Raw genomic sequence first — 16,439 nt, 5'->3', positions numbered from 1 at the left:
TGAGCCATACGATTACCGAACCCGACCCGCTGATCAGCGGTCGGGCCGGGCGTCGCGGGCGAAATCCCCGTCCAGGTCGTCGCGGGGCTCGTCCAGACCCAGGCCGTCGGTCGCGCGCTGCGCGCGCCGCTCCTGCTGGCTGTCCTTCTCCTGCTGCCGGCGCTCCAGGCGTTGCCGGCGCTGCCCCGCCTCATCCAGCTCCTCGGCCAGCCGGGTCAGCTCGGAACGCAGGAAGTCGCGGGTGGCCACCTCGCCGAGCGCGATCCGCAGCGCGGCGATCTCCCGGGCCAGGTACTCGGTGTCCGCCTTCTGGGCGGTGGCCCGCCGCCGGTCCTCCTCCAGCGCCAGGCGGTCCCGGTCGGCCTGCCGGTTCTGGGCCAGCAGGATCAGCGGCGCGGCGTAGCTGGCCTGCAACGACAACACCAGCGTGAGGAACGTGAAGGTGTACGGGTCGAAGCGCAGCTCGGCCGGGGCGAGGGTGTTCCAGCCGAACCAGATCGCGATCACCACGGTCATGACGACGATGAAGTTCGCGGTGCCCATGCCCCGGGCGATGCCCTCCGACCAGCGACCGAACGCCTCCGCGTCGAACCGGGGGAGTTTGATGCCCCGGGGCTCGCGGGGCTGGTCGAGCCGCTCCGTGCGCCGCTGCTCAGCCACCGTCGCCGTCCAGCACCGCGTCGGAGGTGCCCGGGGCGGCCAGGGCGTCCCGGTCGCGCCAGTCTCGGGGCAGCGAGTGGTCCAGTACGTCGTCGACGGTCACGGCGCCGACCAGCCGGTTGCTCCGGTCGATCACCGGCATGGCGACGAGGTCGTAGGTGGCCATCCGGCGGGTGATCTCCGGCAGTGGGGTGGTGGGACGCAGCGGGTCGATGTCGTTGACCACCACCTTGCCCAGCAGGTCGGCCGGCGGTTCACGCAGCAACGCCTGGAAGTGCACCATGCCCAGGTAGCGGCCGGTCGGGGTGTTCTGCGGGGCCCGGGTCACGAAGACCTGGGCGGCGATGGCGGGGGAGAGCTGCGGCTCCCGGATCCGTGCCAGCGCCTCGGCGACCGTGGCGTCCGGCGGCAGGATGACCGGCTCCGAGGTCATCACGCTGCCCGCCGTGCCCGGGGTGTACTTGAGCAGCTGCCGGACCGGGTCGGCCTCGTCCGGCTCCATCAGGTCCAGCAGCACGTCCTGCTCCGGTGGGGGCAGCTCGTTGAGCAGGTCCGCCGCGTCGTCCGGGTCCATCTCCTCCAGCACGTCCGCGGCCCGTTCCCGGTCCAGCGCGGCGAGGATCTCCACCTGGTCGTGCTCCGGCAGCTCGCTGAGCACGTCGGCCAGCCGCTCGTCGTTCAACGCCGCCGCAACCTCGTTGCGCCGCGCGTCGGGCAGGTCCTGCAGCGCGTTGGCCAGGTCGGCCGGGCGCATGTCCTCCAGGACGGCGAGCAGGTTCGCCGTACCCCGGTTGTCGGCGATGCCGCTGAGCCCGCGTACCCGGTCCCAGTCGACCTGGTGCAGGTGGCCGCGGCGGCTGAGCCGGCCGGTCTGCTCGCGGACCGCGACCCGGCTGAGCGACCATTCGCCGCCGCGCGTGCACTCCATCGCGACGTCCACCACCGCGCCGGGCTGGCCGCCCGGTTCGAGCTGTACGCGCCGGTCCAGCAGCTCCTGGAGCACCAGCAGCTCGTTCGGGCGCTTCTCGAAGCGCCGCAGGTTGAGGGTGCCGGAGCCGAGGACCACCGCGTCCGCGTCGATCGAGGTGATGCGGTTGATGGACAGGAAGATCCGTCGGCGCATCGGCATCTCGGCGACCAGACCCACCACCTCGGGGGGTCGCTTGGTCGCCCGCAGCCGTGCCACGGCGTCACGAACCCGCCCCACCTGGTCGCCGTTCGGATCGAAGACGGCGACTCCGGCGAGACGGGCGATGTAGACCCGGGTCGGCGTGCTCACGGGCACCAGCCTAAGCGCCTAGTGTTTATCAACATGTCGACCTTGGCCTACGAGATCGTTGACGTCTTCACCGACCGCCCGTTCGCCGGCAACCCGCTGGCCGTGGTGTTCGGTGCGGAGGCGTTGGCCACCGAGCAAATGCAGGCGCTCGCGCTGGAGTTCAACCTCTCCGAGACGGTGTTCGTGCTGCCGCCGACCCAGGTGGGGGCCACCTACCGGGCCCGCATCTTCACGCCGGCCGAGGAGTTGCCGTTCGCCGGGCACCCGAGTGTCGGCGCGGCGGTCACCGCGAGTCGGCGCGGGATGTTCGGTGTGGGGCAGGTCACCCAGGAATGCGGCGCGGGTGTGCTGCCGATCGAGGTGACCGCGACCGGCGCGACGCTCACCGGAGGCAGCCCCACCCTCGGTCCCGAGCTGGATCCGGAGCCGTTGCTGGAGATCGCCGGGCTGGTCGCGGACGACCATGACCAGGCCGGACCCGCCCCACGGGTGGCCGGCTGCGGGCTGGAGTTCCCCTACCTGCCGGTCCGTCCGGAAGCGGTGGCCAGGGCGCGGGTGAACCCGGCGGCGGCGGAACGGTACGGGGTGGCGCACGTCAGCGTCTTCTCCTGGGACGCCGGCACGCAAACCGCGCACGCCCGGGTCTTCGTGCCGGGGCTCGGCGTTCCGGAGGACCCGGCGACCGGCTCGGCGGCGCTCGGGCTCGGCGTCTGGCTGGTGGCGACCGGCCTGCTGCCGGGCGACGGCCTGGCGCACTACGCGGTGCGCCAGGGCATCGAGATGAACCGCCCCTCCGCGCTGGCCTGCACGGTGACCGCGGCGAACGGTGTGGCAGTCGGCGCGACAGTCGCCGGTCAGGTGATGCCGGTGGCCCGGGGCGAGATCGCCGTGCCGCCGTTCGTGGGCTGACCGACGGTGCCGATGCGGGAGAATGCCTGTGTGACGGACGAGAATGCCTCCGCTGGCACGCCGCTGGTCGACGAGGCGATGAAGAAGGCCGCGGTGGCCTGGGTCAGCGTGTCCGGTGGCCCGGCGCTCGCGCTCTGGTGCGCGCCGCTGGAGGGTGCGCTCCTCGTGGTGAGCGGGCCGGGCGAGCAGGCGGCGCCGGGGCTGGCCGACGCGACCGAGGCGCAGGTCACCCTGCGCGGTGACCACGGAGGGCGGATCGTCACCTGGCCGGCCCGGGTGACCCGGCTGGCACCGGGCACCGACGAGTGGGACACCACCGCGCCGCTGGTGGCTGCCAAGCGCCTGAACGCGCCCGGCCCGACCGCCGATCTGGTGGCCCGCTGGGCCGCCGAGGGTTGCGCGGTGAACCGACTCGTCCCGGCCGGTGAGCCGCTGACCGGCGCCGGCCTGCCGTCCGACGCGCAGGCCGAGCAGCCTCGGGAGACGCCGGCGGTCCGCGCCACCCGCAAGCCGTTCCGCCTGCACCGGGTCCGCCGCCGCTGACCACGGGCCGGGCTCGGTCAGGCCGCCGGACCGCCCGCGCCGACGGCAGCGACTCCGGCGGCGGTGCCCACCAGGTCGAGCACCTCGCGCAGGGTGCCCAGCGTGCGGCCGCGCCACTCCCGGTCCGCGTTGAACACCATGTGCTCGGCCAGGTCGGGCGCGGCCAGCCGGACGGCGGTCATCCCGGCCCGTTCGGCGCCGGTCAACTCCTGGCTGCCGCCGTCGCCCACGTACAGGCACTCGTGCGGCGCGAGCCCGAGCCGACCACACGCGGTCAGGTAGAGCGCCGCGTCCGGCTTGCAGCGTCCGACCTGCACGGAGAAGACCCGCACGTCGAGCAGGGGCGCGATCGGGAGCTGCGGCAGGAACGCCGGCAGTTCGTGCGTACAGTCGCTGACCACGCCGGTGCGCAGGCCGCGCTGCCGCAGCGCCGCCAGCACCGGCACGGCGTCGGCCCGCAGCCGGGTGTCCGCGCGGATCGCGCGGTGCCGGGACGCCACCGCCGCCCGCAGCGCACTGTCACTCGGGTGTACGCCCGCCTGGCCGCACACCCACCGCAGGGTCGCCTCGGCGTTGCCGAGCCGGCCGGTGGCCCGCTCGTAGTAGGTGCGATTGAGCACCTCGGTAAGTGTCTCGGTGGGGCAGCCGAGCAGTTCCGCGGTGCCGAGGTGCGCGGCGCCGCGCTGGACCGAACGGGTCAGCGTGCCGAAGAAGTCGAACAGCACCGCCTGGAAGTCGGGCATGGGGGAGCGCCTCCGCGCGGTCGAGGGTCGTCGGCGCGAACGCGCGTGATCGTAACGGAGTGCTGACGGTCCGTGTTGCCCGCGGTTCGTGTGACCATTGCTTCCCGTGCCCCCTGGATCTCCCCGCCCGCCGCTGGATCCGCTGACCACCGGCGCGGTCGGCCTGGCAGTTGTCGCCGTGTCGTCGTCCGCGCCGCTGATCGCGTACGCCGCCGCTCCCGCGCTGGCCATCGCCTTCTGGCGCAACCTGCTCGCGGTGGCCGTGCTGAGCCCGTTCTCGCTGGCCCGGCGCCGCGCCGAGTTCCGCGCGTTGGCGAGCCGGGCCGGCCGGCGGGAGGGCCTGTTCTGCGTACTCTCCGGGGTCGCGTTGGCCGGGCACTTCGCGACCTGGGTGCCGAGCGCCCAGCTCACCTCGGTCGCCGCGGCCACCGCGCTGGGTGCCACGCAGCCGGTCTGGCAGGGGCTGATCGCCCGGGCCCAGGGGCGGCGGCTGCCCACTGTGGTGTGGGTCGGCATCGCGGTGGCCGTCGGCGGCGCGGTGATCGCCACCGGGGCGGACGTGGGCATCTCCGGCCGAGCCGTCGTCGGTGACCTGCTGGCGGTGACCGGCGGCATGTTCGCCGCCGTCTACACCGCCTTCGGTGAACGGGCCCGCGCCAGCATCAGCACCACCACCTACACGACCATCTGCTACGGCATCTGCGCGTCGATCCTGCTGGTGATCTGCCTGGTCGGTGGGGTCCGGATGACCGGCTTCGACACTCGGACCTGGCTGGCGATCCTGGTCCTGGTGGCGGGCGCGCAACTGCTCGGGCACTCGATGTTCAACTACGCCCTGAAGAAGATCGCCGCGACCACTGTGAGCGTGCTGATCCTGCTGGAGGCCCCCGGGGCGGCCCTTCTCGGTTGGGCCTGGCTGCACCAGGTGCCCCGCCCGTACGCGCTGCTGGGCATGGCGGTGCTGCTGGTCGGGGTCGTCGTGGTGGTGGTTGGCGGTGCCCGCGCGGGCCGCCGCGCCACGCCGCCCACCCCGCTCCCGGCCGACGCCGCCCCGCTGGAGAGCTGACCGCTCTCACAGGTACGGCGCGAAGTGCTCCTGCACCACGTCGGTCAGCTCCTCGCCGCCGAGCGTGCCGTCGACCCGGATCACCCGTACGCCCAGCCGTTCCGCCTGCGCCGCCGCGTCGTCCGCCACCAGTTCGTCGCGTGCCCACCGGTTGCGCAGCGCCCGTTCCGGGTCGCTGACCCCGGCGGGGACCGCCCGCGCCCGCGGCAGTCGGGCGATCTGCTGGGCACGGAACTCGGCGGTGGGCACCAGCACCACCATCTGCCGTACCGATTCGACGACAGGTGCCACCAGTTCGGGGCGCAGTCCCCAGCCCTCGGCCACCATTCGGCGGCCGGGAACGAGGGCGCTCAGGTCGTCCATGACCCAGTCGAAGCGGCGGGAAAAACTCGCGAGCGTGTCGGCGGCCATCCGGGCCGGGTCGGTGCGCACCCAGGTGGTGTCCGGGTCGGGCCCGGCGGGCGGTTCGCCCCGCCGGACCCGGTCGGCGACCCGCCGGTCGTCGTGGCCGCGGGCGTCGTGTCGGTCGTAGAGGTACGTGGTCAGTCCGTGTCGCAGGCTCAGGTTCACGGCGACCGTGGACTTGCCGGCCCACTGTCCACCGCCGATCCAGAGGGCCTGCCGGGCGGTGGCTGTCGCATCGAAATCCATGCCTCGACCCTGGCCCTCGAACAGTCCAAGATCAAGTCTTGTTCCGGCCCACCACCACGTGATGAAGTAGGGGAAGAGGCGGATCTCTGCCTCCGCGCGGCGCTCAGCTGGTTGTCCTACGCCCAACCCGGCCGCCCTTCCCCGGCGCCTGCTTCACGCGGCCCGCGCGGTCCGCTTCGCGCGGCCCGGCCGCGAAGCGCGCGCTGAAGAGATCTTGGAGTTGGCCGCCAACGGAACTGTCCAAGATTGCGAAGAAGCGCCGGGTGCCGCGTCCGCGCCCGGCACTTTGCCCATGCTCGGGCGGCGGTCAGACCTCGTGGACCTCGATGACCCGGGTGTTCGGGGCGGTCTCGCCGAGAGCGGTGCGCAGCGCCGCCCGCTCCGGGTCGACGAGGAACGACTCGTACCCGGCCCGGTCGTCGAAGGTGATCACGTGGACCTCGGCTCGCCCGTCGGTGCCGCGCAGCCGTCGCTCCAGCCGGGCACCGTGCCGGCCGAGCAGCGCCAGCACGGTGTCCTCGTAGCGCTGCCCGACGGCCTCGGCTCCGGTCGGATACTCGACGACTGCGACAAGGGTCAGCATGACGGCCACGCTACCCATCGATGCCGACGGCCGTGGCGCTGGCTTCCCAGAGCCGGGCCGCGAGCCGCGGGTCGGCTGCCTTGCGGTACGGCCGGCGTGGCCGGCGGTTGTAGTAGTACCCCCCGTTGATGAGCCGGGCCGGATCCCGGTTGGCCAGCCAGACCAGCGTCTCGGCGCCCTTGGAGGGGCTGCGGAAGGGCAGGAACCGCATGCCGAACGCGACGATCGCACTGTCGTTGGCGAACCGGGTACGCACCACGCCGGGGTGGAAGCTGTGCGTGGGGATGTGCGGCCAGCGGCGGGCCGCCTCGGCGGCGAACAGGATGTTGGCCTGCTTGCTGGTGCCGTACGCGCCCATCGCCCGGTAACGGCGCAGCGGTTTGTTGAGGTCGGCCGGGTCGAGCCCGCCGTAGCGGTGCGCGCCCGAGGCGGTCACCACTATCCGGCCCACCCGGTCGGCGAGCAGGTTGGTCAGCAGGAAGGGGGCCAGGTGGTTGGCCTGGATCGACAGCTCGAAGCCGTCGACAGTGGTGAGCGGTTGGAGCGCGATGGCCCCGGCGTTGTTGGCCAGCACGTCGATCCGGTCGTACCTGTCGCGCAGCCGCTCGGCGAGCCCGCGTACGTCGTCGAGCACCGCGAAGTCGGCCCGGAACAACTCGGGCCGCGCGCCCGAGGTCTCCCGTACCCGTTCCGCCGCGGCCTGTAGGCGGGCCGGATCCCGCCCGACCAGCACCACCTGGTCGCCGCGGCACGCGAAGCTCACCGCGGCGGCCAACCCGATGCCGGAGCTGGCCCCGGTCACCACCACCAGCCGACGCCCAGTGAGATCTTCCACAGGTCCATTCACCCCGGTCATGGCGCGAGGTTACCGTGACGTCACCACGCCCTTTGGGATCGTTAAGTTTTCTTCGGAGTCACGTGGCGTCGGCGTGTCCGCCGGTCGCTGGAAGGAGCACATTCATGGCCGCAGTCGGTCGTCCCCGCCGGTCCTGCCTGGCCGTGCCGGGTTCCAGCGTCAAGATGCTCGGCAAGGCGCAGGGTCTCCCCGCCGACCAGGTCTTCCTCGATCTGGAGGACGCCGTGGCCCCGCTGGCCAAGCCGGATGCGCGCAAGAACATCGTGGCCGCCCTCAACGACGGTGACTGGGCCGGCAAGACCCGGGTGGTGCGGGTCAACGACCTGACGACCCCGTGGACCTACCGGGATGTCATCGAGGTGGTTGAGGGCGCCGGCGCGAACCTGGACTGCATCATGCTGCCGAAGGTGCAGAACGCCGCGCAGGTGCAGTGGCTGGACCTGACGCTCACCCAGATCGAGAAGACGATCGGCCTCGAGGTCGGCCGGATCGGCATCGAGGCGCAGATCGAGAACGCGGCGGGTCTGGTCAACGTGGACGCCATCGCGGCCGCCTCGCCGCGCGTGGAGACCATCATCTTCGGCCCGGCCGACTTCATGGCGTCGATCAACATGAGGTCGCTGGTGGTCGGCGGCCTGATCCCGGACTACCCGGGCGACCCGTACCACTACATCCTCATGCGGATCCTGATGGCCGCGCGGATGCACGACAAGCAGGCGATCGACGGCCCGTTCCTGCAGATCCGCGACGTCGACGGGTTCCGCGAGGTGGCCAAGCGCTCGGCGGCGCTGGGCTTCGACGGCAAGTGGGTGCTGCACCCGGGCCAGATCGACGCCGCCAACGAGGTGTACCAGCCCGCCCAGGCCGACTACGACCACGCCGAGCTGATCCTCGACGCGTACGAGCACTACACCTCGGAGGCCGGCGGCAAGCTCGGCGCGGTGATGCTCGGCGACGAGATGATCGACGAAGCGTCCCGCAAGATGGCTCTCGTGATCGCCGCCAAGGGCCGCGCCGCCGGAATGAGCCGTACCTCGTCGTTCACCCCGCCGGCCCAGTGACGCCTCGGGCCGGGTCGGTCGCCGCCGGCTGCCGACCCGGCCCAGCAGTCGGCGGTACGCGACCCGCCGGCCGGCTCAGTAGCTGCTGCCGCTGTCGTTGCCGGTCGTGACCGCGAGGACGATCGCGACGACGTAGAACGCGATCCCCAGCACCATCAGCGCGGTGATGATCCAGCCGACGATGATGCCGGCCTTCGCCATTCCCTCGCCGCCCTCGCCGCTGACCCGGATCTGCTTCTGCGCCACGTGGCCGAGGATCGCCCCGATCGGCCCGGTGACGCCGCAGGTGGTCAGGCCGGCCAGGGCCAGTACGAGCGCCGCGATGGCCAGCCCGTTGGTCTTCGGCGGTGGCGGGTAGCCGTAACCGGGGTGCGGCGGATAGCCGGGTGGCGGGTACGCCCCCGGCGGCAGCTGTCCACCCGCGTACGGGTCGACGGGCGCGTACGGGTTCGTGAGGCCGGGTTGGGTCGGTACGGGCTGGCCGGCCACCAGGGTCGGGTCCGGGGGTGCGCTCGACGGTTGAGCCGACCAGGTGGGGTCGGTCCAACCGCCGGGGGGTGGGGGATTGGTCATGCGAACTCTCCGTCGGCTCGGGTGCGCCGACAGAGTAGCCAGGGGTGCCTAAACCCGATGCCCCCGCTCCCGGGTGCCGCGTTGCTCGGGCCGGTCGTAACGGGCAGGATCCCTGGCATGGCAATAGACGCGCGCGCCGCGGACCGTTCCGGCAGCCGACCGCGACGGGACGTGAGCCGCCCGGGTACGGGCCGCCGCGGTCGGGCGGCCACGCCGGCCGGCGCTCCCGGCCCGGACGAACCTGTCGCACTCGCCGATCCGGTGACCATGCGGCTCGACGGCCGGGTGGCCCTGGTGACCGGGGCCGGCAGCCCGGACGGCATCGGTTACGCCACCGCCCGGCGGCTCGCCGACCTGGGGGCGCGGGTGGCCATCGTCAGCACCACCCGGCGCATCCACGAGCGGGCCGGTGAGCTGGGGGCGACCGGGTTCGTCGCGGACCTGACCGACGAGTCCGAGGTCGGCGCGCTGGCGGACGCGGTGGCCGAGCAGCTGGGTGACGTCGAGGTGCTGGTCAACAACGCCGGTCTGGCGAGCCGGGCCAGTCAGGGGGTGCTGCGTCCCGTCGCGCAGCTGACCTACGACGAGTGGCGCGGCGAGATCGACCGCAACCTGTCCACCGCGTTCTTGTGCAGTCGCGCGTTCATCGGCGGGATGGCCGAGCGGGGCTGGGGGCGGATCGTCAACCTGGCGGCCACCGCCGGGCCGGTCAACGCCCTGCCCACCGAGGCCGCGTACGCCGCCGCGAAGGCCGGCGTCGTCGGGCTGACCCGTGCCCTGGCCATGGAGATGATCGCCGACGGGGTGACGGTGAACGCGGTCGCGCCGGGCACGATCTACACGGCGGCGTCCACGATGGCCGAGATCAAGCAGGGCCTGGGCACGCCTGTCGGTCGACCGGGCACCCCGGACGAGGTGGCCGCCGCGATCAGCTTCCTCTGCTCGCCGGCCGCCTCGTACATCACCGGCCAGATGCTTGTGGTGGACGGCGGCAACAGTGTCCGGGAGGCGCGTTTCCGCTGACCGGCCCGGCGGGTCAGTAGCCGCTGCTGTCGCCGGTGTTGCTGAAGATGACCAGCGCCAGCCAGCCGCAGCAGGCCAGCAGGGTCAGCGCGGTGAAGGCGTAGCCGAGGATCAGCCCCCAGGTGGCGAGCTGGTCGCCGTCCTCGCCGCTGGTACGGATCTGTCGCTTGGCCACGTGGCCGAGGACGGCGCCCGCCGGCGGGAACACGAAGGCGAACACCAGCGACAGGATCGCCAGCACGTTGGTGCCCCGACCCGGGCCGGACGGCGGTGGGCCGTACTGGCCGTAGGGGCCCTGCGGCGGGTACGGCGGCTGCTGCCCCCAGTGCGCCGGCTGGTGCGGCTTCTGCTGCTCGTACGGCGACGGCTCGTCGGCGGGGGGCCCGTACGGTGAGCGTTCCGGCGACCCGAACGACGACTGGTCCGGCGGCGGCGGGTACGGCGACTGGCCGGCCGGCGGTGGCGCGTACGGCGACTGGTCCCGGGGTGGCTCGTAGGGTGACGGCGGCGGCTCGTCCCCCGGGGGGCCCGACGGTGGCGGGTAGCTCACAGCTGTCCTCCTCCTGCCGGTGCCGGAAAAGTCCTTCTTGCCGGACGGTACCCGCAGCGGTGAACCTTTTCACAGCGGTTGTGTGGACTGGTCACCTTGGCCTTGCCGACCGGGAGGCCGATACTGACCGAGCGTTCAGTTACCCATGAGTAGTGCGCTGATCCCCGGAGGCTGAGATGGCCCGACTCGCCCAGACGCCCGGCCTGACCGATGTGCAGCGATCGATCCTGGAGACCGTCCGGGAGTTCGCCGACAAGGAGATCATTCCGCACGCCCAGCGGCTGGAGCACGCCGACGAGTACCCCACCGACATCCTCGACGGGATGCGCGAAATGGGGCTGTTCGGCCTCACCATCGACGAGGAGTACGGCGGGCTCGGCGAGTCGCTGCTCACCTACGCCCTCGTGGTGGAGCAGCTGTCCCGGGGCTGGATGTCGATCTCCGGCATCGTCAACACCCACTTCATCGTGGCGTACCTGATCTCCCAGCACGGCTCGGCCGAGCAGAAGGCCCGCCTCCTGCCGAAGATGGCCACCGGCGAGGTGCGCGGCGCGTTCTCGATGTCCGAGCCGGAGACCGGCTCCGACGTCTCGGCGATCAAGTCCCGGGCCGTTCGCGACGGTGACAGCTACGTGCTCAACGGGCAGAAGATGTGGCTGACCAACGGCGCGTACTCCTCGGTGGTGGCCACCCTGGTCAAGACCGACACCGGCGCCGAGTCGGTGTACGGCAACATGAGCACCTTCCTGCTGGAGAAGGAGCCGGGCTTCGGCGAGACCGCCCCCGGCCTCACCATCCCCGGCAAGATCGAAAAGATGGGTTACAAGGGCGTCGAGACCACCGAGATGGTGCTCGACGGGGTGACCGTGCCCGACTCGGCCATCCTCGGCGGCGCCGACAAGGTGGGCCGCGGCTTTTACCAGATGATGGACGGCATCGAGGTGGGCCGCGTCAACGTGGCCGCCCGCGCCTGCGGCATCTCCATCCGCGCCTTCGAGTTGGCAGTCGCGTACGCCCAGCAGCGCAAGACCTTCGGCCAGCCGCTCGCCCGGCACCAGGCGATCGCGTTCAAGCTCGCCGAGATGGGCACGAAGATCGAGGCCGCGCACGCCCTCATGGTCAACGCCGCCCGCCTCAAGGACGCCGGCCAGCGCAACGACGTCGAGGCCGGGATGGCCAAGCTGCTCGCCTCGGAGTACTGCGCGGAGGTCGTCCAGGAGGCGTTCCGCATCCACGGCGGCTACGGCTACTCCAAGGAGTACGAGATCGAGCGGCTGATGCGCGAGGCCCCGTTCCTGCTCATCGGCGAGGGCACCTCCGAGATCCAGAAGACAATCATCTCCCGCGGCCTGCTCAAGGAGTACAAGCTCTGAGCTGCCCCTGGTCCGGCTCGACGGCCAGCTCCATGATCGACCCTGGGTGGGGGAGAGGGGTCAGGGGAGGCGGGTCAGGCCGGCGGCGGCGCGCTCGACGATGAGGCAGCGGTCCTCGACGTAGTCCATCCCGGCCTCCTCGGCGATCCGTCGCGCCTCGGCCGAGACGATGCCCAGTTGCAGCCAGACGGCCGGAGCGCCGATCGCCGCCGCGTCCCGGACCACCTGCACGGCGTCGGCCGCCGGCCGGAACACGTCCACCAGATCCACCGGGTGCGGAATGTCGGCCAGCGTCGGGTACGCCCGCTCGCCGAAGAGTTCGTCCACTGTCGGGTTGACCGGGATGATCCGCCAGCCGTACTGCTGCATCTGCAACGGCACCCCGTGCGCGGCCTTGCGCGGGTCGCGTGACGCGCCCACGACAGCGATGACTGCGGAGTCGGCGAGGATCTGCTGAGCGGTACGCACCCGCCGACTGTAACGCCGCCTGCTGGCTAGAGCAGGGTCAGCTGCTCGGCTGCCGGCGGTGGGGGTGGCTCGGGCAGCCGACGGTTGTCACCCAGCTCGCCCCGGTGCAGCCCGTGGCGGCGGGCCGCGATCCGCACCCGGGCGGTCAGCTCCCGCTGGTACGCCTGCGGGGCGTACGCGCCGGCCCGGTAGAGCTCGCGGTAGCGGGGCGCGAGGTGCGGATGCTCCCGAGCGAGCCACTGCGCGTACCACTCCCGGGCGCCTGGGCGCAGGTGCAGCGCCAGTGGGGTCACGCTTGTCGCACCGGCCGCCGCGATCGCCGACACGGTGGCGTCGATCGACTCGTCGCCGTCGCTGAGCCCGGGCAGGATCGGCGCCATCAGCACCCCGACCTCGAAGCCGGCGTCGGTGAGCCGGCGGACGGCGTCCAGGCGGCGGCTCGGATGCGGCGTGCCCGGCTCGACGCCACGCCAGAGCTGCTCGTCGACGAAGCCCACCGAGTAGGAGATGCCGACCCGGGTCACCTCGGCGGCCTGGCGCAGCAGCGGCAGGTCCCGCAGGATCAGCGTGCCCTTGGTCAGGATCGAGAACGGGTTGGCGAAGTCGCGCAGCGCCGCGATGATCTGCGGCATCAGCCGGTAACGCCCCTCGGCCCGCTGGTAGCAGTCCACGTTGGTGCCCATCGCCACGTGCGCGCCCCGCCACTTCGGCGCGGCCAGCTCCCGCCGTACCAGCTCACCGGCGTTGACCTTGACGATCACCTGCCGGTCGAAGTCCGCCCCGGCATCGAGGTCGAGGTACGTGTGAGTGTTTCTTGCGAAGCAGTTGTGGCTCACCACGCCGTCGGCGATGAAGTCGCCAGTGCCGGTGGTGATGTCCCAGAGCGGCAACTCCAGCCCGAGCGCTTGAACGCCCGCAATCCTGAGGTTGGCCTGGCACTTCAGTGCGGTGCCCTCGATCGAGCGCTTCCTGGTGATGGCCGGGTCGGTCAGGTGGAAGAACCGAAGCCGGGCGGGAAGGCCACCGGTCAATCTGATCTGCCGCACGCGGTTGGGTTTACCGGGGTCTTCGAGCACGCAGCTGAACCCGAACCGGCGCAGTGCCTCAGTTGTCTGGTCGAGGATCGCATCGTCGCTGTTGCAGATGCGCAGGATGCCCCTACCACAGCTGCCCTCGGCGTCGAAGATGCCGGCCAGGAAGCCAAGCCGCCACTCGTCGCTGGGGTTGACCGGCCACTCGATCAGCTTGGTAATGCTCTCGATGTCGCGCTGTTTGGAGGTGCGGATTGCAGAAAGAGCCTTGCGGGTGGCGCTGGCGGGCATGAACGAGAAACGCCGTGTCTGGATGCCCTCCTGGGCAAGGTAGCGCTCGCTCCGGCTCAACGCCTCGTCGTCGATCAGCGCCAGCCGGAACCGGTGCACGACGCCGTAGGAGTACGAGAAGGTGCCGAGATGCGCGTCACCGCGGATCATCCCGCAGAGGTAGCCTCGGCGGTAGTCGGGCGATTCCTTGGGTCCGGTTGCGAAACGGCCCGTGCCGATCAGGCGATTGTTGGTGGTCAGGTAGGGGCGTTGGCCGACACCCTGCATGGCGCCGGTGACGTACTTCCAGCCACGGTCCGAGAGAAACCTGTGGTCACCGCTAGCGATGAGCGTGGTGCCGTCCGTCAAGGTGACGCGGTACGCGGGCTTCACGGTGGACCACTTGTCCAGCACGGTGGTGACGACGTAGCGGCGGTAGGCGCCGCGCCGTTCCGTCCCGTAGATCCGGTCCCCTGGTTCCAGCTCACTGATCGGTTTCGTGCGACCGTCCGCCATCAGGATCGGGGTGTCCGCTCCCAGGCAGTACACACACGCATGGGAGCAGCCACGGTACGGGTTGATGGTCCACTCGAAGGGCACGCGGGACTGGCCGGGCACCCGGTTGAGAATGGACTTCGCCTGCACCTCGTGAAAGGTCATCCCGGCGAACTCGGGGGTGTCGAAGGTGCGCACGACGGCGCCGGGCAGCGCCAGCGGCAGGGGTGGCGTCGCTGGCGCTGCCCGCTCGGGGTCTCCCTCAGCCGGGGGAGCGGTGAGGTTGTCCCAGCGCATGGCCACTATTCGAACACGTGTACGAGGTGCGCGCAAGTGACCCGCCGGACACCGGAGCCCACCCGGCGGTCGCGCGGGGGAGGATGGACACCATGGAGAGGTCGACCTTCGTCTACGACGGGGACTGCGCGTTCTGCACGACTTGCGCGGAGTTCATCGAGCGCCGCATCCCCACCGCCGCCCGGGTGGTGCCCTGGCAGTTCGCCGATCTGGACGCGCTCGGCCTCACGGTCGCCCAGTGCGAGGAGGCCGTGCAGTGGGTCGGCGCGGACGGCTCCCGCGCCGCCGGGCCGGACGCCATCGCGAAGCTGCTCGCCGCGAGCGGTCCGCTCTGGCGGGTCGCCGGAGCGGGGCTGCGGTTTCCGCCGGCCCGCGCCGTCGCCTGGCCCGCGTACCGCTGGGTGGCGCGCAACCGGCACCGGCTCCCGGGTGGCACGGCCGCGTGCTCGCTGCCCCAGGAGGCCCGGGAGCGGCTCTACGGGCCGGCCGGCCGCCCGAGCGCCGGGGCCTGACCCCCGGGCGGTGCCGGCTCCGCACCGGCTCCCACCGGAGCTGGGTCGGGAGGCGTCGGCTCGGTCTCGACGCGCGCCGGGCTGTCCGTCGCCGACCCGCGAGTTCCGCGGCCGACGAGCCGGCGGGCCCAGACCAGCGGGCGGACCCGCTCCAGCGGCAGGAAGCTCGTCATCGCGGCGAGGTGCGGCGCAAACGAGATCGTGATGGTCGCGATGGTCACCACGTGGAACGAGTAGAAGAAGCCGACCATGGCCAGGCGCCAACGGGCCGGCAGCAGGAACACCACGGGGCTGAACAGTTCGAACGCCACGATGCCGAACTGGGCGACGATCAGCAGGTACGGCACCTGGGCGACGAGGTCCGCCAGGTCGGTGCCGCGCCGGATGATGGCCCGTGCCAGCACCGAGCCGGTCAGCCAGTCCAGGCCGCCGAAGCGCAGCTTCGCCCAGGCCGCCAGGAAGTACGTGCAGATCACCGCTATCTGGGTGACCCGCAGCGCCCAGCCGCCGGCCTCGGTGCGGGTGGTGTCGCCGTGGCGGGCCCGGCCGGCGGTGGGCAGCACGGCCAGTGCGACGAGGAGCCCGAACCGGTCGTGGTCGACCTTTCCGTAGCTCATCGCGATGATCATCCACTCGAGGTAGAGCGCGCAGACCGACCAGCCGAGCAGCCGGGGCGCCCGGCCGGTCGCGGCGAGCAGGGCGAGCAGCAGCAGCGCCCAGAAGATCACGGCCACCAGCGTCGGCGTCGGTGTCGGCAGGGGGAGCAGCCGGCCGATCAGCAGTGGTTGGTACAGCTCGCCGGGCACGCTGGCCCTGGTGCGTACCCACGGGGTGAAGACCACCAGGTCGGCGGCGACGAACAGGTAGATCAGGGTGCGGAAGGCGGCGATCCGGCCGCGCGGCACCGCCTCGGTCAGCCAGCCGCTCATCGGGCGACCTGCCAGCGGACCACCGTCTCGTCGGTGTGCTGCCCGGTGGGCCGGCCGGCGCGGATGCCGTGCCAGCGGATGACGATGCGGACCTCGACCAGCGCCGGGGCGGCCGGGTGGCGTTCGGCGTACGCGTCGGCCACCTCGGCGAGCAGCGTCGGGTCGGCGGCGTACCGGTCCTGCTGGCCCTCGATCTCGGCGCGGCGGATGCCCGTGGCGCCCTGGTCGAGGTCGACCACGGCCCCGGTGCTGTTCACGCCCTCGACCCGGGTGTCCGGGGCGGGGGCGTTCGGCGGGTTGGAGGTGGCGTACATCCGGAACGGGCCGAACGGAAAGTCGTCGTCGCTGCCCCAGAAGGTGCCGAGCAGCAGCAGGACGAGGCCGAGAGCGGTCGCGCCCAGCCGGGTCGCGCGCCCGCGGGTGGTGAGGGTCTCCATCGGGTCGTGACGATACGGGATGTACCGGCCGTGTCGGGTCCCTCCGACGGTCAGTTCCGCCTGCCCAGGTCGGTGATCATGAGGGTGTGCCCGGGTACGACGAAGGGCCGGACCCGAATCGGGCCCGGCC

The 16,439-nt window shown here is 72.0% G+C and carries 19 protein-coding genes; 7 read left to right on the top strand and 12 right to left on the bottom strand.

Translation table 11 applies throughout. The features are described 5' to 3' along the window. Nucleotides 1–33: 33 nt before the first annotated feature. Nucleotides 34–660: a DUF1003 domain-containing protein gene (locus AB0B97_RS04900; protein ID WP_234584336.1), complete on the bottom strand. Its 627-nt coding sequence runs from the start codon at nt 658–660 to the stop codon at nt 34–36. After that, nucleotides 653–1,939: a CBS domain-containing protein gene (locus AB0B97_RS04895; RefSeq protein ID WP_234584337.1), complete on the bottom strand. Its 1,287-nt coding sequence runs from the start codon at nt 1,937–1,939 to the stop codon at nt 653–655. Before AB0B97_RS04895 ends, AB0B97_RS04900 begins: the two co-directional genes overlap by 8 nt. A 33-nt stretch (nt 1,940–1,972) precedes the next feature. On the opposite strand from AB0B97_RS04895, the gene AB0B97_RS04890 reads away from it, so the two are divergent. Then, nucleotides 1,973–2,848 (top strand): PhzF family phenazine biosynthesis protein, encoded by an 876-nt coding sequence (locus tag AB0B97_RS04890; protein WP_234584338.1) that lies wholly within the window; start codon nt 1,973–1,975, stop codon nt 2,846–2,848. Between the two features lie 12 nt (nt 2,849–2,860). Next, entirely contained in the window at nt 2,861–3,391 is a 531-nt protein-coding gene (locus AB0B97_RS04885; RefSeq protein ID WP_234584339.1) for a hypothetical protein, read from the top strand. A gap of 17 nt (nt 3,392–3,408) precedes the next feature. Here the strand turns inward: AB0B97_RS04885 and AB0B97_RS04880 are convergent, their stop codons facing one another. Then, nucleotides 3,409–4,134, bottom strand: coding sequence for an HAD-IA family hydrolase (locus tag AB0B97_RS04880; RefSeq protein ID WP_357490710.1), 726 nt, complete (start codon nt 4,132–4,134; stop codon nt 3,409–3,411). Nucleotides 4,135–4,240: 106 nt separating this feature from the next. Here AB0B97_RS04880 and AB0B97_RS04875 point away from each other — a divergent pair, with 106 nt between their 5' ends. Continuing rightward, entirely contained in the window at nt 4,241–5,200 is a 960-nt protein-coding gene (locus AB0B97_RS04875) for a DMT family transporter (RefSeq protein ID WP_357490708.1), read from the top strand. A gap of 6 nt (nt 5,201–5,206) precedes the next feature. On the opposite strand, the gene AB0B97_RS04870 is transcribed toward AB0B97_RS04875, so the two are convergent. The 3 genes from AB0B97_RS04870 to AB0B97_RS04860 all read right to left on the bottom strand — a co-directional run bounded on the left by AB0B97_RS04870 (nt 5,207) and on the right by AB0B97_RS04860 (nt 7,269). Continuing rightward, the gene (locus tag AB0B97_RS04870) at nt 5,207–5,851 is read right to left on the bottom strand and encodes a hypothetical protein (protein WP_357490706.1); all 645 of its coding nucleotides are present in this window, start codon (nt 5,849–5,851) and stop codon (nt 5,207–5,209) included. Nucleotides 5,852–6,158: 307 nt separating this feature from the next. Then, nucleotides 6,159–6,434, bottom strand: coding sequence for a hypothetical protein (locus tag AB0B97_RS04865; RefSeq protein WP_357490704.1), 276 nt, complete (start codon nt 6,432–6,434; stop codon nt 6,159–6,161). Nucleotides 6,435–6,444: 10 nt separating this feature from the next. Then, the gene (locus tag AB0B97_RS04860; RefSeq protein ID WP_357492026.1) at nt 6,445–7,269 is read right to left on the bottom strand and encodes an SDR family NAD(P)-dependent oxidoreductase; all 825 of its coding nucleotides are present in this window, start codon (nt 7,267–7,269) and stop codon (nt 6,445–6,447) included. Between the two features lie 125 nt (nt 7,270–7,394). On the opposite strand from AB0B97_RS04860, the gene AB0B97_RS04855 reads away from it, so the two are divergent. Continuing rightward, on the top strand, nt 7,395–8,351 hold the full coding sequence (locus tag AB0B97_RS04855; RefSeq protein WP_234584344.1) for a CoA ester lyase: 957 nt from the start codon (nt 7,395–7,397) through the stop codon (nt 8,349–8,351). Between the two features lie 75 nt (nt 8,352–8,426). Here AB0B97_RS04855 and AB0B97_RS04850 read toward each other — a convergent pair whose 3' ends face one another. Beyond that, nucleotides 8,427–8,924 carry a DUF4190 domain-containing protein gene (locus tag AB0B97_RS04850; protein ID WP_357490702.1) on the bottom strand — a complete coding sequence of 166 codons (498 nt, stop codon included), beginning with the start codon at nt 8,922–8,924 and terminating at the stop codon, nt 8,427–8,429. A 117-nt stretch (nt 8,925–9,041) separates the two neighbouring features. On the opposite strand from AB0B97_RS04850, the gene AB0B97_RS04845 reads away from it, so the two are divergent. Beyond that, nucleotides 9,042–9,947, top strand: a complete 906-nt coding sequence (locus AB0B97_RS04845; RefSeq protein WP_234584346.1) for an SDR family NAD(P)-dependent oxidoreductase — start codon at nt 9,042–9,044, stop codon at nt 9,945–9,947. A 13-nt stretch (nt 9,948–9,960) separates the two neighbouring features. Here AB0B97_RS04845 and AB0B97_RS04840 read toward each other — a convergent pair whose 3' ends face one another. Next, a complete protein-coding gene (locus AB0B97_RS04840; protein WP_234584347.1) occupies nt 9,961–10,497 on the bottom strand; it encodes a DUF4190 domain-containing protein in 537 nt (178 codons plus the stop codon). Nucleotides 10,498–10,673: 176 nt separating this feature from the next. On the opposite strand from AB0B97_RS04840, the gene AB0B97_RS04835 reads away from it, so the two are divergent. After that, on the top strand, nt 10,674–11,870 hold the full coding sequence (locus AB0B97_RS04835; RefSeq protein WP_354855922.1) for an acyl-CoA dehydrogenase family protein: 1,197 nt from the start codon (nt 10,674–10,676) through the stop codon (nt 11,868–11,870). Nucleotides 11,871–11,930: 60 nt separating this feature from the next. On the opposite strand, the gene AB0B97_RS04830 is transcribed toward AB0B97_RS04835, so the two are convergent. Together AB0B97_RS04830 and AB0B97_RS04825 are read right to left on the bottom strand one after the other, a co-directional pair. After that, entirely contained in the window at nt 11,931–12,338 is a 408-nt protein-coding gene (locus AB0B97_RS04830; protein ID WP_357490699.1) for a CoA-binding protein, read from the bottom strand. 26 nt (nt 12,339–12,364) lie between these two features. Continuing rightward, complete coding sequence (locus tag AB0B97_RS04825; protein ID WP_357490697.1) at nt 12,365–14,431, bottom strand: intein-containing Rv2578c family radical SAM protein; 2,067 nt, start codon at nt 14,429–14,431, stop codon at nt 12,365–12,367. A 92-nt stretch (nt 14,432–14,523) separates the two neighbouring features. Here AB0B97_RS04825 and AB0B97_RS04820 point away from each other — a divergent pair, with 92 nt between their 5' ends. Further along, nucleotides 14,524–14,943: a DUF393 domain-containing protein gene (locus AB0B97_RS04820; protein WP_357490695.1), complete on the top strand. Its 420-nt coding sequence runs from the start codon at nt 14,524–14,526 to the stop codon at nt 14,941–14,943. On the opposite strand, the gene AB0B97_RS04815 is transcribed toward AB0B97_RS04820, so the two are convergent. Beyond that, nucleotides 14,907–15,872 carry an HTTM domain-containing protein gene (locus AB0B97_RS04815; protein ID WP_357490693.1) on the bottom strand — a complete coding sequence of 322 codons (966 nt, stop codon included), beginning with the start codon at nt 15,870–15,872 and terminating at the stop codon, nt 14,907–14,909. The two genes, AB0B97_RS04820 and AB0B97_RS04815, sit on opposite strands and share 37 nt — an antisense overlap. Then, nucleotides 15,869–16,309, bottom strand: a complete 441-nt coding sequence (locus tag AB0B97_RS04810) for a hypothetical protein (protein ID WP_234584353.1) — start codon at nt 16,307–16,309, stop codon at nt 15,869–15,871. The genes AB0B97_RS04815 and AB0B97_RS04810 overlap by 4 nt, the downstream gene beginning before the upstream one ends. Nucleotides 16,310–16,439: the final 130 nt, after the last annotated feature.

The organism is Micromonospora sp. NPDC049004 (assembly GCF_040649315.1).
Taxonomy (GTDB): domain Bacteria; phylum Actinomycetota; class Actinomycetes; order Mycobacteriales; family Micromonosporaceae; genus Micromonospora.
The sequence above is the reverse complement of the archived record's forward strand: the minus strand, read 5'-3'. Positions and strand labels throughout refer to the sequence as shown.